The organism is Acidisoma sp. 7E03 (genome assembly GCF_054665075.1).
Genome location: NZ_BAAFHE010000003.1, coordinates 234349 through 250419 on the forward strand (window position 1 = coordinate 234349; position 16071 = coordinate 250419).

The 16071-nt window shown below is 66.8% G+C and carries 11 protein-coding genes; 3 read left to right on the plus strand and 8 right to left on the minus strand.

Translation table 11 applies throughout. The annotated features are described in order from the left end of the window. Nucleotides 1-4: 4 nt before the first annotated feature. A complete protein-coding gene (locus ACYQ6W_RS06520) occupies nt 5-1486 on the plus strand; it encodes an FAD-dependent monooxygenase (RefSeq protein WP_459674289.1) in 1482 nt (493 codons plus the stop codon). Here the strand turns inward: ACYQ6W_RS06520 and acpS are convergent. From acpS to folK, 4 genes are all read right to left on the minus strand, one after another. Continuing rightward, on the minus strand, nt 1483-1896 hold the full coding sequence (acpS, locus tag ACYQ6W_RS06525) for a holo-ACP synthase (RefSeq protein ID WP_459674290.1): 414 nt from the start codon (nt 1894-1896) through the stop codon (nt 1483-1485). The two genes, ACYQ6W_RS06520 and acpS, sit on opposite strands and share 4 nt — an antisense overlap. Next, nucleotides 1893-4208 (minus strand): RelA/SpoT family protein, encoded by a 2316-nt coding sequence (locus tag ACYQ6W_RS06530; protein ID WP_459674291.1) that lies wholly within the window; start codon nt 4206-4208, stop codon nt 1893-1895. Before ACYQ6W_RS06530 ends, acpS begins: the two co-directional genes overlap by 4 nt. A gap of 6 nt (nt 4209-4214) precedes the next feature. After that, complete coding sequence (rpoZ, locus tag ACYQ6W_RS06535; RefSeq protein WP_459674292.1) at nt 4215-4610, minus strand: DNA-directed RNA polymerase subunit omega; 396 nt, start codon at nt 4608-4610, stop codon at nt 4215-4217. A 109-nt stretch (nt 4611-4719) separates the two neighbouring features. Further along, nucleotides 4720-5229 carry a 2-amino-4-hydroxy-6-hydroxymethyldihydropteridine diphosphokinase gene (gene folK, locus ACYQ6W_RS06540; RefSeq protein ID WP_459674294.1) on the minus strand — a complete coding sequence of 170 codons (510 nt, stop codon included), beginning with the start codon at nt 5227-5229 and terminating at the stop codon, nt 4720-4722. A gap of 111 nt (nt 5230-5340) precedes the next feature. On the opposite strand from folK, the gene ACYQ6W_RS06545 reads away from it, so the two are divergent. After that, nucleotides 5341-5997 carry a uracil-DNA glycosylase gene (locus ACYQ6W_RS06545; protein ID WP_459674295.1) on the plus strand — a complete coding sequence of 219 codons (657 nt, stop codon included), beginning with the start codon at nt 5341-5343 and terminating at the stop codon, nt 5995-5997. A gap of 100 nt (nt 5998-6097) precedes the next feature. Then, nucleotides 6098-6859, plus strand: coding sequence for a hypothetical protein (locus ACYQ6W_RS06550; protein ID WP_459674296.1), 762 nt, complete (start codon nt 6098-6100; stop codon nt 6857-6859). 12 nt (nt 6860-6871) lie between these two features. Here the strand turns inward: ACYQ6W_RS06550 and ACYQ6W_RS06555 are convergent, their stop codons facing one another. The 4 genes from ACYQ6W_RS06555 to glgB form a co-directional block, all read right to left on the minus strand. Next, a complete protein-coding gene (locus ACYQ6W_RS06555; RefSeq protein ID WP_459674297.1) occupies nt 6872-7873 on the minus strand; it encodes a lipid A deacylase LpxR family protein in 1002 nt (333 codons plus the stop codon). A gap of 158 nt (nt 7874-8031) precedes the next feature. After that, the gene (gene glgX / locus ACYQ6W_RS06560; RefSeq protein WP_459674298.1) at nt 8032-12315 is read right to left on the minus strand and encodes a glycogen debranching protein GlgX; all 4284 of its coding nucleotides are present in this window, start codon (nt 12313-12315) and stop codon (nt 8032-8034) included. Further along, nucleotides 12312-13781 (minus strand): glycogen synthase GlgA, encoded by a 1470-nt coding sequence (gene glgA, locus ACYQ6W_RS06565; RefSeq protein WP_459674464.1) that lies wholly within the window; start codon nt 13779-13781, stop codon nt 12312-12314. Before glgA ends, glgX begins: the two co-directional genes overlap by 4 nt. A 51-nt stretch (nt 13782-13832) precedes the next feature. Beyond that, nucleotides 13833-16067: a 1,4-alpha-glucan branching protein GlgB gene (glgB, locus tag ACYQ6W_RS06570; RefSeq protein WP_459674300.1), complete on the minus strand. Its 2235-nt coding sequence runs from the start codon at nt 16065-16067 to the stop codon at nt 13833-13835. Nucleotides 16068-16071 lie beyond the last annotated feature (4 nt).

The following is a 16071-nucleotide window of genomic DNA, read 5'->3' on the forward strand; positions in this document are numbered from 1 at the left end:
TCCCATGCTGGATGTTCTCGTCGTCGGCGCCGGACCAGTGGGCCTCACGCTTGCCGCCGAGCTGGCGCGCTACGGCCTGTCCCTCCGCATCATCGATCGGGCCGCGCAAGCCACCACGACCTCCAAGGCGCTCGCGATCTGGAGCCGTAGCCTCGAACTTTTCGACCGCATGGGCTGTACGGAGGCCTTTCTCGCCGCGGGCATCCGCGGCCACGGCGCCTCCATCCGCGCCGGCGGACAGGTCCTGGGCCATGCCCGGCTCGAGGCGATCCCGAGCGCCTATAACTTCGCCCTCATGATCCCGCAGCGCGAGACCGAGCGGCTGATGACGGCCCATCTCGGCAGCTTCGGCGCAGCGGTGGAGCGGCCGGTCGAGCTTCTTGACTTCGAAGATCGGGGCGACAGGGTCGAAGCCCGGCTGCAGCACGGGAATGGCCAAACGGAAACCGTCGCCTGCCGCTGGCTGGTCGGCTGCGATGGGGCGCACAGCACCGTGCGCCATGCGCTGAACTTCACCTTCGCCGGCGCGCCGGAGCCGAATGACTGGGTGCTGGCGGACGTCACGCTCACCGGCCCTGCCGCCCCCCCGGCAGACGAGGTGAGCCTCTATCTGCACCGGGACGGCCTCTTCGTCGTTTTTCCTATGCCGGGTCCGCGCTTCCGCGTGGTTGCGACTCTCGGCCCAGCAGACCCCGCGCATCCGCCGCCGGAGCCGACGCTCGGCGCCATCCAGACCCTGATCGACAGCCGGGCCGGCGGCGGCTTCACCGCGGAAGACCCGCAATGGCTTGCCAATTTCCGGGTGCATGAGCGGAAAGTCGCGGACTACCGGCGCGGCCGCGTCTTTCTGGCGGGCGACGCCGCCCATATCCACAGCCCCGCCGGCGGCCAAGGCATGAACACGGGGATGCAGGATGCCATCAACCTCGCCTGGAAGCTCGCCATGGTGCGGGAAGGGGTTGCCGGTCCGGATCTGCTGCTGAGCTACAGCCCGGAGCGCAGCGCGGTGGGGGACGTCGTGCTGCGCAATGCCTCGCGCATGACGGACATGGCGACCCTGGCCAATCCTGCCGCGCAAAGCCTGCGCAATCTCGCCTTGCGCTTCGCCCTGGGCCTCGCCCCCATCCGGGACAGGATGGCTTTGCAGATGAGTGAGATCGAAATTGCCTATGGCGCAAGCCCGCTGTCACGGGGCTTGACCAAAGGCGGGCACGGCTTGGTCGCCGGCGCGCGACTGCCGCCCGATCTCTATGGCGGCAGGCCGCCAGGCAGCGGCGGGCGCGCCCGCTTCGTGCTCTATGCCGAAGAGAACGAGGGCAGTACCGCGCTGCTCAGCCGTTTCTCGGGCCTGCTGGACGAGAGCCTGCGGCCAGCACCCGAGGCCGGGCTGCTGCTGATGGTGCGGCCGGACGGCTATATCGGCTTTTGCGGCCGCCCCGGAGATTGGGCGGAAGCCGCCGCCTATCTCTCGGAACTAGCGGCCTAACCCTCAGGCCGCGGGACCGCGGAGATGATCACCTGCGCGAAGGCGTACGGGTATTCGTCGGTCATGGTGAGCGCGATCTGCGCCTCCATGCCCGGCGGCGTCAGGGCCGCGAGCCGCACCAGCGCGCCGCCGGTGAGCTTCAGCGTTGGCGCACCCGAGGGCAGGTTGACCACGCCGAGATCGGACATGAAGACGCCCTGGTTGAAGCCGGTGCCGAGCGCCTTGGCGCAGGCTTCCTTCGCTGCGAAGCGCTTGGCGAAGGTGCCCGCCTGAAGCTTTTCGGTCCGGCGCAGCGCCTTCCGCCGCTCCGTCTCGGTGAAGACGCGGTTGAGGAAGCGATCCCCGAAGCGCGCGATGCTGCGCTCCACCCTGCGAATGTCGCAGAGATCCGAGCCGATGCCGATGATCATCCCTTGGCGCGCTCCACCTGGGTAATGCCCGTCGTCGCCCGCAAGCCGGCGATGACGGTTGAGAGATGGCGCAGGTTCCGCACCTCCACGTCGAGCAGGATCTCGCAGAAATCCTGCTGCCGGCTGACGACGCGCAGGTTGAGCACCGAGCCGTCATGCTTGGTCACGGCATTGGAGATATTGGGCAGCAGATCCCGCTCGTTGCTCGCGATGATGCTGATGCGCCCGGAATAGGCCTGCCCGCCGCGCGCCGAGGCCGGCAGCGTGTCATCCCATTCCACGTCGAGGAAGCGTTCGGGCGTCGCCGCAAAGCTCTGCAACTGGGCACAATCCCGCGTGTGGATCGTCACCCCGCGGCCCGTCGCGACGATGCCGACGATGGGGTCCCCCGGCAGGGGGTGGCAACAGCCGGCATAGCTCACCACCATGCCGGTGATGAGGCCGCGGATTGGCGGGCCGGAGGGGCTGTCGTCGGATTTGGAGCCGAGGCGGCCGCCTGCAGGGCGCGGCGGCAGGCCCATGCCGGGCAGCAAACGCGGCGCCCGCGCCGCCTCCCGCATCTCGGGGTAGGCCGCATGCACCACGTCCTTCGGGCCGACATGGCCGGAGGCGACGGCGACATAGAGATCGTCGATGGTCGCGAATTTGAGGCTCTTGAGCGCCGGCTCCAGCGCGCGCTCCGACCCATCCAGCCCTTCCTGGCGGAAGGCCTTGGCGAGCACTGCCCGCCCCTGTTCGCGGTTGATCGTGCGCTGCTGCTGCGCCACGAAGCGGCGGATGCGCGCCCGCGCCTTGCCGGTGACGACGAAGCGTTCCCATTGCGGGGAGGGCGTGCCGCCCCGCGCCGTCATGATCTCAACCTGGTCGCCGTTCTGCAGCTCGTAGCGCAGCGGCATCAGCCGGCCGTTGATCTTGGCGCCAACACAGGTGTCGCCCACCTGGCTGTGCACGGCATAGGCAAAGTCCACCGGGGTCGCGCCGCGGGGCAGCTGGATCAGCTCGCCCTTTGGCGTGAAGCAGAAGACCTGGTCGTGGTAGAGTTCGAGCTTGGTATTTTCGAGAAACTCGTCCGGCGCCTGGCTGTTTTCCAGGATTTCGAGCAAGTCCTGCACCCAGCGGAAACGCTGCAGATCGGCCGCCACCTGCGGGTCCCGATCCTTGTAGAGCCAGTGCGCCGCGACACCGTTTTCCGCCACGTCGTGCATGTCGAAGGTCCGGATCTGGACCTCGATCTTCTGATTGCGCGGCTCGCGCAGCGTGACGCCGGTATGGATGCTCTGATAGCCGTTGGCCTTGGGGGTGGAGATATAGTCCTTGAAGCGCCCGGCGATGACGGGAAAGGCGGAATGGATGGCGCCGAGCGCGATATAGCACTCGTCCCGCGTGCCCACGAGGACGCGAAAGGCCATGATATCGGACAGCTGCTCATAGGCGACGTTGCGCTTCTGCATCTTCTCCCAGATGGAGAAGGGCGATTTTTCCCGGCCCGTCACCTCGATGCCGATCAGGCCGGCGGCCGCGCAGACGCGGATCAGCTCCCGCCGCACCTCCTCGATCACGTCCGCACCCTGGCCGCGCAGGAAGTTCAGCCGGGCCTGGATGCTGCCATAGGCCTCGGGCTCCAGTTGGGCGAAGGAAAGGTTCTGCAGCTCGCTCTTGATCGCATCCATGCCGATGCGGCCGGCGAGCGGCGCGTAGATCTCCATCGTCTCGCGGGCGATGCGCTGGCGGCGGCTGGGATTGGTGACGAAATGCAGCGTCCGCATGTTGTGCAGACGGTCCGCGAGCTTCACCAGGAGGACGCGGATGTCCTTCGACAGGGCGAGCACCAGCTTGCGGAAATTTTCCGCCTGCTTGGTGCGGTCGGACTGGAGTTCGAGCCGGGTGAGCTTGGTGACGCCATCGACCAGCAGGGCCACGTCCGGGCCGAACTGCTTTTCGATCTGGGCTTGGGTGACGCCAGTATCCTCGATGGTATCGTGCAGTAGCCCGGTGATGATGCTGCCGGGATCGAGCCGGTAGCCGGCGAGGATGTCGGCGACCGCGAGGGGATGGGTGATATAGGGCTCGCCATTGTCGCGCTGCTGCTCGGCATGGGCCGCGGAGGCGACGGAGAAGGCGGTGTCGATCAGGGCGACATCGGCCTTCGGATCATATCCCAGAATTTTTCGGGTGAGCGCCTGTTCGCGCTCGGCATAGGGCAGAGGCCTGGGCCCCTCAGCCCCGGCCGGCCCCGCCGCCACCCCATCAGGCAAGCGGCAGACGCCGGTCAGAAGACCATGGACGGAAGCTGTACGCCGTCCATCCGCCATGAGCGCTTATCGCCGACCGCGACCGCCGAGTTCCGCCTCGATCGCCGCTTCGATGTCCACAGAGGAGTCGTTTGCCATGGAGGCATTCTCTTCCTCGGCCGAGACATCCTGCAAGCCGAAAATGTTCTGGTCGGTCGGGATGAGGTCCATGACCTCCTCGTCCGCCGGCTCCGGCTCCGGTGCACGGGACAGCGAGCGCACCAGATCCCCCTCGAGACGGTCGAGATCGACCTTCTCCTCCGCAATCTCGCGCAAGGCAACGACCGGGTTCTTGTCGTTGTCGCGATCGAGCGTCAGCTCTTCGCCACGGGAGATGTTCCGCGCCCGCTGAGAGGCCAGGAGAACCAGCTCAAAGCGGTTCGGAACCTGCAAAATGCAATCTTCAACGGTGACGCGTGCCATCCGCTCAATCTCCGCTAGAAAGATGAGTGAAAGGGCTCACTAGCCGTTCGGGCTCCGCGGCGCAAGGATTCGCCGAGGCCGAGGCAGCATGGCTGGCATCCCACCTGCCTTATTCCGGCAGGCGCTGCACCTCGGCGACCGCAGCGGGCGGCAGGGCGGACAGCAATTCAACCGCTGTCTTGCCGAGCCGCGGGTGCCGCCAGGCAGGCGCGATCTCGGCCAGCGGCACCAGCACGAAAGCGCGATCCTGCATGCGTGGATGGGGCAGGACCGGGTCGGGCAGCGGCGGCTCCCGAACGAGATCGCCTAGGGCGATAAGATCGAGGTCGAGGCTGCGGGCCGCATTCGCGACGCTCCGCTTCCGGCCGTAGCGCGCCTCGATCGCCAGAAGATCGGCCAGAAGGGCGGCGGCCTCGGCCTCACCCTCCAGGCGCAGCACACCGTTGACGTAGGACGGCTGGTCGGAGGCCGGAACGGGCACCGTTTCATAGAAGGCGGAGACGGCGGCCAGTCGCAGGCCCGGCAGGGCCGCGACGGCGGCGATGGCGCGCCGGCAGGTCTCCAGCGGCGGCGTGCCGTCCGGTGCCGGCAGGTTCGCCCCAAATGCGATGAGGATCATCGCCGCTCCCTGCCCCATGCCCCGGCCGGGCGCAAGCCCGCGGCAAGCATTGGCCTGCCATAAATGCTGTGCCAGAACACATCTCGCCCTCTACACGCGTGAGTTGCACAGATGCCGGAATTGCAGTCGGAGCTTGAGACGCCGCCGCGGGATTGCCCGCTCTGCCCGCGTCTGGTCGAATACCGGCATGCCAACCAGGCGGCCAATCCCGACTGGTATAACGGTCCGGTGCCCGGCTTCGGGCCGATCGATGCGCCGATCGCGATCGTCGGCATGGCGCCGGGCGTGCGCGGGGCCAATCGCACCGGCCGGCCCTTCACCGGGGATCATGCCGGCATCCTGCTCTACAAGACGTTGCTCGATTTCGGCCTGGCGCGCGGCCAGTACGAGGCCCGCCCCGATGACGGGCTGGAACTCACCGGCGTGCGCATCGTCAATGCCGTGCGCTGCGTGCCCCCCGCCAATCTGCCGACACCGGCGGAAACCACCACCTGCAACCGCTTCCTGACCCGGGAATTGCAGGTCATGCCCAACCTGCAGGTGGCGCTCGCCCTCGGCGTCCTGGCACATACCGCCGTGCTGAAGGCCTGTGGCATCAAGCAGAGCCACGTGAAGTTCCGCCATGGCGCGCTGCACGAGCTGCCAGATGGGCTGATCCTCGCGAACAGCTATCACGTCTCCCGCTACAACACGAACACCGGCCGCCTGACGGACGAGATGTTCCAGGACGTGATCCGCAGCATTCTAGAGCGCGTCAGTCGAGGCTGAACCGCCGGCGGCGGGCTGCCCGCTTCAATGTGAACAGATCGTGCCCTAGCCATGGCCGACCCGGCTCAATAGGCTGCCGCGGCGACGAGCCAGCTGGGCGATGATCTATATCTGCACCGTTCACTTCGAGACTGAACGCTGGATCAGCCGGCAAAGCGCGTTCCTGCGGCGCCATCTCACGGATGCCCACCGCGTCCTCGCTTGCGTGCCGCCTGGGCGCACCCGCCGCAGCTTCCACGTCGAAAGCAGCTATGAGCCCGAGAGCAAGATCAGCTGGAACCACGCCGACAAGCTGAACTACCTCGCGCGCATCGCAGCGGACGAGGCCAAGCCGGACGACATCCTCGTCTTTCTCGACGGCGATGCCTTTCCGATCCGTCCGTTCGGACCTTACCTGCGGGAGATGCTCGCACGCCATCCCTTCATCGCGGTGCAGCGGCTCGAGAATGATGGCGACATCCAGCCACATCCGAGCTTTGCCGCTACAACCCTACGCTTCTGGCAGGAGATCGGAGGCGACTGGAATCCGGGTTTCGAATGGACCAATCATCTTGGCCAGCTGGTCACGGATGCCGGCGGGAATTTGCTGCGGATCCTCACTCAGCATGACGTCAACTGGCACAAGCTGCATCGCACCAACCGGCACAACCCGCATCCTCTGTGGTTCGGCATTTATGACGACGTGATCTATCATCACGGCGCGGGCTACCGGAAGGTGATCTCGCGGCTCGACCTGAATCGGTCGGGCCTCAGCCTGGAAGACTACGACAAGACCGCGGACTACCGCGCCATGGCGCGGTTGCAGGCCCGCATCTTCCGCCGCATGTGCTTCGACGCCCGGTTCTACGAGCGTTTCCTGTAGCCCAGGAGCCGCTCAGAAGCGCGCGGAGACGGCGACCGAGCCGAAGTCAAAGAGACCGCCCTGCTGCGTGGTGAATTCGTGCGTCTCCCAGGTCTGGCTGAAGGTCACGCGTACTCCGTGCCAGATCACGGCGAGCCCGAGGCTGAAATCCCCGACGAACGGCTTCTTGTCTACGCTCGGGCCATTCGCGAAGGAATTGCCTTCCAGGAGGGTATTGTAGGCGACGGCGCGCCCGTCCACGCCGCCGAAGACGTACCAGGCGAGGCCCGAATCCGGCAGATAGGCATCCCCACCATCGAGCCCTGGCATCAGGCGTCCGGCGCCGAAATCATCATCGAGCCCCTGGCCGAGACGCAAGGTTGCACCGGCCTGCGCGTAAATCTGTTCGGTGCCGACGAAGCCGGTGACGTCCGGCAGCAGTTCCATCGCAACCGGCCCGTCGTCGAGCATGCGATCCTGCGCCAGCGTGAGCAGCGGCACGCGCCAGGTGCGATCCGCGAAGAAGTTCAGCACCGGCCGGTTGTCGAGCTGATAATCCCAGCCCTGATTCTTGTCGTCGCCGATGAGCGTGTGGAAGCCGTTCTGCACGATCTCGCCGCCCGCATCCGGGCCAAGCACCCCCGCCTGCAGCCCCAGCCGGGTGCGCGTGAAGAGCGTATCCTGGATGAGCTGGCCGGTGAGCAGCAGCGTCGCCGCATAGGGCCGGTCGTTCGGGTCCGGCGGATCGAGCTGCGTGTCGCTCGGCGTGTACATCTGCTGGCTGAGGCTGATGCTGATGCGCTGGTTGCCGGCTCCCAGCAAGGCATGTCCGGCATTGGCGATGAAGCCAGGCACCTCACCCGTCGGCCCCGTCCAACCCAGTTCAAGTCCGCTCGTATAGTATTCGTCAGTCGACCCAGTGACGTCGTTTTCCAGTCGCACCGTGACGATGCTGCCGTGATCTTCGGGCGGTAGCACGCTCTGCGCGGCGGCGGGCTTCACGGCGGCAGCGGACGCCAGGGCCAATGCAGCCAAGACGGCAATCCGGGTCGATCCCGGCAGGCGGTATGCCCGGGCTATATCCACGTCCATGTTCGGCATGGGCCCCTGAGAAGGAAGAAACGAAAAGAGAAGCGGTTTGCAGTTCGGAACCTTTGCGCAAAAAACCGAACTTTCCAATAGCTAGACTTCGCTTATGTCTCTTCTGTCGCGGAGTTGTTGATCGCACGTGACACCAGGGCAACACGCACGGCACGCCCGAGTTCCGTTTGCCACAGGCCATCGGCGGCCGGCATCACCTTACGCCGCCAGTTCGGACGCTCCTGATCCGTGCCCGGCAGGTTCAGGGCCACCGTTTCCCTTGCCAAATCATCCGCCTGCACCAGGTCCAGCAGACAATCGGTGCGGCCAACATAGGCATGGAAGGCGACCGCAACCGCCGTCTCCATCGGCTTTGACAGGTCGATCGCATCGACGGAGGCGATCAGGCCCTGCGCGGCGAGCGCGGCGAGCGCCCCGCGCTTTTCTTCCTGGCGCGCAAGCCGCGCCGCCTCTGTCCCGGCTGCATCGGCCAGGCCCAAGCTCTGCCGCTCCTCGATGTCCGATCCCTCCCACCAGCCGGCGAGCGTCGGCAGGTCATGCGTCGAGACGCAAGCCGCAGCCAGGGTCGGATAAGCCGATGGCGGCTTGAACCCCTCGCCTTCCCGCTCGAACCAGAAGACCCGATAGGAGAGCAGGCCATGATCGGCCATCGCTTCGCGCACGCCATCCGGCACGGTGCCGAGATCCTCGCCCACCACCATGCAACGCGCCGCTTGGGATTCGAGCGTCGTCACCCCCAGCATGTCGCCCAGCGGATAAGCGAGGTATGCACCATCCGCCGGCTTGCCACCTTCCGGGATGAGGAACAGGCGGTTGAGGCCGAGTACATGGTCGATCCGCAGCGCCCCGGCATGGCGCATGTTGGCGCGCAGCAGCTCGCTGAAACCCGCGAAGCCCTGGGCGCGCATGGCGAGCGGATCGGGTGGCGGCAGATTCCAGTTCTGTCCCTCGACGGAGAAAGGGTCGGGCGGCGCGCCGACGGAAACGCCCGTCATCAGCAGCTCCTGCTCGGACCAAGCCTCGGCACCGATCGGCGCCGTGCCGACCGCAAGGTCGCGATAGAAGCCGAGCGCGAGCCCCGCCTCCCGGCTGAGGCGGGCCGCCGCCGCCAGCTGATGATCCGCGGCCCACTGCAGGAAGGCGAAGAAATCGACCTCGCCCGGGTGGTCTGCCGCGAAGGCGGCGGCCGCGGCGCTGGCCGGATCACGCAGCGCCTCCGGCCATTCCTGCCAAGACTGCGCCGGATAGGCGGCGCTGATCGCCTGGAAGGTCGCGAGCCGCTGCAGACTGCGGTCACCGGTCGCGCGGAAGCTGCGGAACGCCGCGGCCGCCGGATGCTCCGCCGGAAGGGCCGCAAGCCTCTCCGCCGCCACGCGCAGCACGCGTTCCTTCGCGGCCCAAACCTCCGGGTAGTCCACCGCCGTCAGATCATGGAACGCCGTGAAGCGCGGCGCTTCCGCCTGCACAGCCGCGCGCACCGCGGGATCATCCCCGAGGAAGGGCAAGGCTGTGACATCAACGAAGATCGGGTCGAGGAATCGGCGGTCCGACGGTGAATAGGGACTGACGAGGCCGCGCTTCTCGGGGAAGAGCGCGTGCAGGGGGTTGAGGCCGAGGACCGCCCCCCCGGCCGCGGCCGTGGCGGGCCCGAGGCGCGCGAGCGTCGTGAAGTCGCCGATGCCCTGGTCTCCATCGCGGCGCAGGGAATAGAGATGGGCGGCCAGGCCGAACCGCCGGCCACTGCCTTCGAGATCGGGCGGCAGATAGCAGCGGCGGGGCGCGATGATCAGGGTGCTCTCGAAACGCTTGCCGCCATCCTCGCAGAGCAGGCGATGCCGGCCTACCGGCTGCGGCGGCAGCGGAATGCGGCGCACCCGGCCGGTGCGGCCATCGGGCGCCGTGACCTGCCCCTCTCCGACACCGTCCGGCGGCACCACGAACCGGGCGCGGCTGCCGTCCTCGCGCTCCAAAATGAGGGCGAGCGCCCGCGGCAAGGAGGCGAGCGCGGGGCCGAGCGTGACGACCGGAGCCTCCCCGTCCCGCAGCACAAGGGTTGCGGGCAGCGCTGCGAAACAGGTGCGGAGCGACAGGTCGTGCAAGCTGCGCGCGATGTCCGCGGGGCCTGCGGCCGGCAGCCGCATGGTGCCCAGCAGGGCGCGCTGCGTCTCCTGCGGCACCATGTGGTGCGTGCCGGCGATGTCCCACCAATCGGGGGCAAGCCCAGCCGCCTGGGCCAAACGGGCGAGCGCCCCGCTTTCATCGGCGCGCACGCGGGCCAGCGTGCGCTCGGGAAGAACCGCCGGCGCCGCCTGCTCGGCCTCCTCGATCAGCAGCACCACGGTGCGCGGCTCCACACGCAGCAATCGCATGGAGACGACGGGTCCCGCCTCCGGCACTGCGCTGTCGATCTCGCGTCGCCAGACATGGCCCGGCCGCGGCGGCGGCAGCGTCAGGTCGAAGCTCTGCCATCCGGCATGCAGCACGACGAGCGCGCGGCTGCCGCCGCCCTCGGGCACCGGCCGGTAAAGGTCGGCGATCAGCGTCCGGTAGATCGGGTTGTTCCAATCCTCGACACGCATCTCCTCGCCCGTCCAGCGACGCCAGGTCACGTCGGGCTGCAGGGTCTCGTCCAGCGGCTCGCCGGAGAGATGCGCGAGCGCCGTCAGAGCCGGGCAATCCCGCCGCGCGCGGATGAGTTTGGCGGTGAAGGCAAGTAGCCCGGCGTCGGCCGATGCCCAGTCGAGCCAGGAAACGGGCGTATCCTGAGAATAGGCATTGTTGTTGCCATGCTGTGTGCGGCCGAGCTCGTCGCCCGCACACAGCATCGGGGTGCCATGAGCCAGGAGGAGCGTCGCGAGCATTGCGCGAACGTCCGAGAGACGCGCGGCACGGACCGCCGGCTCCTCGGTCGGCCCTTCGACGCCATGGTTCCAGGAAAGGTTGTCGTTGGTGCCGTCCCGGTTGCCTTCGCCGTTCGCCTCATTGTGCTTGGCGGCGTAGGAAACGAGATCGGCCAGGGTGAAGCCGTCATGCGCGGTGATGAAATTGATGCTGCGCGATGGCTGGTGCTTCGCCTGCCCGAAGATGTCGGAAGAGCCGGCGAAACGGGTGGCGACTTCACCTAGCATGCCCCCGTCGCCCCGCCAGAAGCGGCGCATGGTGTCGCGGAAGCGATCGTTCCATTCGCCCCAAGGCGCCGGGAAGCCACCGAGCTGATAGCCGCCCATGCCGACGTCCCAGGGTTCGGCGATCATCGCGACGCCATGCAGCGCCGAATCCTGCGCCAGCGCCTGGAGGAAGGGCGCACGATGCTCGAAGGCGGCGGGATTGCGCGCGATCGAAGCGGCAAGATCAAAGCGGAAGCCGGAGACGCCGGCGCGCCGCACCCAGAGCCGAAGGCTATCCATGATCATCCGCAGCACCATCGGATGATCGGCAGCCAGGGTATTCCCGCAGCCGGTGTCGTTCACCAGCACCGACGGGTCATTAGGATCGTGCCGGTAATAGCTGCGGTGGTCGAGCCCACGGAAGGAGACGGTGGGGCCCATCGCATCCCCCTCCCCCGTGTGGTTATAGACGACATCAAGCAGGGCAGCGATCCCGCGGGCGCGCAACGCGTCCGTCACCTGGCGGATCTCGGCAAAGCCACCGGGTGCGAGCTTCGGATCCGGCGCCATATAGGCGACGGGATTGTACCCCCAGTAATTGGTGAGGCCGAGCGGCGGCAGGTGCCGTTCCTCGAGCCAGGCGGCGGAAGGCAGAAATTCCACCGCGCCGACGTCGAGCGTCGTCAAATGGTCGATCAAGGGCGGTTCGAGCAGCCCGGCGTAGGTGCCGCGCACCGCCTCCGGAATGTCCATCCGCTGCTTCGAAAAGCCGCGGACATGCATCTCGTAGATCACCTGCCTCTGCCAGGAGAGCGGCGGCGGCGCCAGCACCGGGTCAGGCGCTTCGATCACGCATTTCGGCATGAAAGGGGCGCTGTCTTCCTGGTTCGGCGGCGCCCCCATCGGCGTGCCGGGCGGCCAGTCGAACATGGAGGGATGCAGCTTCAGCGGACGGTCCAAACGCGTCGCATAGGGGTCGATCAGCAGCTTTGATGGATTGAAGCGATGCCCCTGCTCCGGTGCCCAAGGTCCATAGGCGCGCAGGCCGTAGCGGGCGCCGGCGCGGATGCCGGTGATCGCACCATGGAAGATGTCGAAGGTGCGCATCGGCAGCAGAATGCGCTCAACCTCGGTCTCCCCTCTCTCGTCGAAAAGGCAGAATTCGATCGCCGTCGCATGCGTCGAGAAGACGGCAACGTTGATGCCCTCCTCCGTCAGCGATACGCCGAGCGGCTCGATCCATCCCGGGGAGACGCGAAGCCGGCTCATGCGCTGAGAGCCTGAACCGGCGCCGGATCGGCAAGCTCCCGATAGAGCTCCGCATAGAGCCGGGCGGACCGGCGCCAGGAGACGTCCGTGCGCATGCCGTTCCTCTGGATTCGCCGCCAGAGCGCCGGCTTACGCCACAGCGCCGCCACCCGGAGGGCCGCCGATTCCAGCATTTCGACGCTCGAGGGGTGAAACTGAAAGCCGGTGCCGATGCCCTCGGCCCGCGCCATCTCGTTGACGTCGATCACGGTATCGGACAGGCCGCCGACACGGGCCACGACCGGGATCGAGCCATAGCGCAGGGCGTAGAGCTGGGTGAGGCCGCAAGGCTCGAAGCGGGAGGGGAGCAGCAGCGCATCCGAGCCCGCCTGCATCAGATGGCCCAGTTCCTCGTCATAGCCGATGACGCAACCGACGCGTCCGGGATAGGCGGTGACGGCATCGCGCACCGCCCGCTCCATGGCGCGGTCGCCCTGGCCGATGAAGGCAACCTGGGCACCGGTGCCGAGGATGAGCGGCAGCGCGTCGAGCACCATGTCGATGCCCTTCTGCCAGGTGAGCCGGCTGACAAGGCCGAAGAGCAGCACGTCCGGGTCCTCCCGCAAGCCGACCCGGCGTTGCAGGCTCACCTTGTTGATGCGGCGGGGCTTGATGTGTAAACGGTCGAACTTCGCCGCGATCAGAGTATCGGTGGACGGGTCCCACACCGTCTCGTCGATCCCATTGAGAATGCCCTGAAGGTCGCCGATGCGGTCGCGCAGCAGGCCGCCGAGCCCCATGCCGCCCTGGCTGGTGGCAATCTCCTCGGCGTATTTGGGCGAGACCGTGGTGATGCGGTCCGCGAATTGCAGGCCGGACTTCAGAAAGCCGATGCCGCCGTAATATTCCACCCCATCGACACCCATCGCCTCCTCGGGCAGACCGAGCGCGCCGAGGAGTTCCGGCGCATATTGCCCCTGGAAGGCGAGGTTGTGGATGGTCATCACCGTGGCGGCCCGTCCCTCCGGTCCCGCGCGATAATGCATATAGGCCGGTGTGAGGCCGGCCTGCCAGTCATGCGCATGGACGATGTCCGGGCGGTAGGACGCAACCTCGCCCAGGCCGATGGCTGCCCCCGCTGCGGAAAGGGCCGCAAAACGCAGGGGATTATCCGGCCAGTCCTCCCCATCGGGGGTGAGGTAGGGTGTGCCGTCACGGTCGTAGAGATGCGGTGCGTCGAGAATGATGAGGTCGAGCGCGCCGCTGGTCGCGCGCAGCAGACGGGCGGGGCCGCCGAAAAGATCGGGAAAGCGATGGATTTCGCTCGCATCCGTGAGCTTCTTCATCACGGCGCGATAGCCCGGCAGAAGGGACGTGATGGCGATGCCCTCTTCCTTCAGGAAGGGCGGCAAAGACCCCGCGACGTCAGCCAATCCCCCCGTCTTCACGAAAGGGTAGAGCTCAGACACCACCGAAAGGACGGTCACCTGTGTTTTCACCCGAGGCCCCATCCAGTGCGCCGTCATCGGCCGCTGCCTTCATTCAGGATCATAGAGGAAGTAAAGGGTGGCAAGAGGCGGCACGGTAATGGCCGCCGAGGCCGGCAGACCGTGGCTGGGCACGGGCTCCGCCCAAATTGCCCCGCCGTTCCCTTTGTCACCGCCGCCATAGCATGCCGCATCCGTATTCAGGACTTCCCGCCAACGCCCCGGGAAAGGAAGGCCGATGCGGTAGCCTTCCCGCAGCACAGGGGTGAAATGGGAAACAACCGCCAAAGGCGCAATCCCCTCCTCGGCTGCAAATCTTGCCCAGACAAAGACTGACTGGTCACGGTCGTCGGCGACGATCCAGCGGAATCCCTCCGCCTCGCAGTCCCGCTGGTGCAGCGCGGGGGTGCCGCGATAGAGGTTGTTGAGGTCGCGCACGAGGGCGCGGACACCCGCATGCAGAGGGCGGCCAGCCAAATCCCATTGCAGTTCGCGCTCGAAATTCCACTCACCGATTTGCGCGAATTCGCCACCCATGAAGAGCAGCTTTTTGCCTGGATGACCCCACATGAAGCCGTAATAGGCGCGAAGATTCGCAAAGCGCTGCCATTCATCGCCTGGCATGCGTCCGAGCAGCGAGCGTTTCCCGTAGACGACCTCGTCATGCGAAAGGGGAAGGACGAAATTCTCACTGAAGGCATAGACGAGGCCGAAGGTCATCCTGTCGTAATGCCATTTGCGATGCACGGGCTCGTGGGACATGAAGTCCAGCGTGTCGTGCATCCAGCCCATGTTCCACTTGAAGCCGAAGCCCAAGCCGCCGGCATAGCTCGGCGCCGAAACGCCGGGCCAGGCTGTTGACTCTTCAGCGATCATGGTGGTGCCGGGATGGGTGGCGTAAGCCAGCTCGTTGACCCATCTGAGGAAAGCTACGGCCTCGCGGTTGTCGTTCGAGCCGTCTTCGTTCGGAATCCACTCACCAGGCCGGCGTGAGTAATCAAGGTAGAGCATCGATGCCACGGCATCGACACGCAACCCGTCGAGATGGAAGACCTCGAGCCAATACATCGCGTTGGACACGAGGGTGGCGGAGACCTCGCGTCGACTGAAATTGAAGATCGCCGTGTTCCAGTCGGGATGAAATCCGCGCCGAGGGTCCGCATGCTCGTAGAGATGCGTCCCGTCGAAGCGCGCCAGGCCGTGGCTGTCGGTCGGGAAATGCGCAGGCACCCAATCGAGCAGCACGGAAAGACCGGCCCGATGCGCACGGTCGACGAAGCGGGCGAAGCCCGCCGGGTCACCAAAGCGGCGCGTCGGCGCGAAGAGGCCGACCGGCTGATACCCCCAGGAGGCGTCGAGGGGATGCTCCGTGATCGGCATCAACTCGATATGGGTGAAGCCCAGATCGTACACATAGGGAATGAGACGGTCGGCGAGTTCGTCATAGCTCAGGAAGCGGCCACCTTCGCCCCTCGCCCAGGAGCCGAGATGTACCTCGTAGATCGCCATCGGCTTGCGGCGCGGATCTCCTTCCGCGCGGGCGGCCCGGTGCTGATCGTCCTGCCAGGTGAAGTCGTCGATCCGCGCGATGACCGAAGCGGTGGAAGGCCGCAGTTCCGCGGAAAATCCCACGGGGTCGGCCTTCAGCGGCAGCAATTCCCCGCCCGGTCCGACGATTTCGTATTTGTAGGCGGCCCCCGCCGCGAGCCCCGGCGCGAAAATCTCCCAGATGCCGGGGCCGTGGCGCTTGCGCATCTGGTGGCGCCGCCCATCCCAGCTGTTGAAATCGCCGACCACCGCGACGCGCCGCGCATTCGGCGCCCAAACCGCGAAATGCACGCCGTCCACGCCCTGGTGCGTCATCACGTGAGCACCGAGCCGTTCATAGACGCGGGCATGCGTGCCTTCGGCGAAAAGATAGTCGTCCACCGGCCCTAGCACGGGCAGGAAAGCATAGGCGTCGTAGAATTCCCAGCTGCCGCCGGCGTTGCTGGCGCGCAGCTTATATAGCTGTCCCGGAGCGAGACCAGGCACCAGCGCTTCGAAGAAGCCGTGGAGGTGCTTGCGCGCGAGCGTTGCCAAGGCCTCGCCCTCGGCCGTCACCACCAGCAATTGGTCGGCATGGGGAACGAAGGCCCGCACTGCCATGCCGGCATCCGTCATATGGGGGCCGAGAACGCCGAAGGGGTCCGCATGGCGCGCACCCAGGATCGCCTGAAGATCGCTGTCCGAGACGCGCCAGTCCTGAACGCGTCTCGGTCCCCGTCGGTCGCGCTCGGTCGCCACGGCC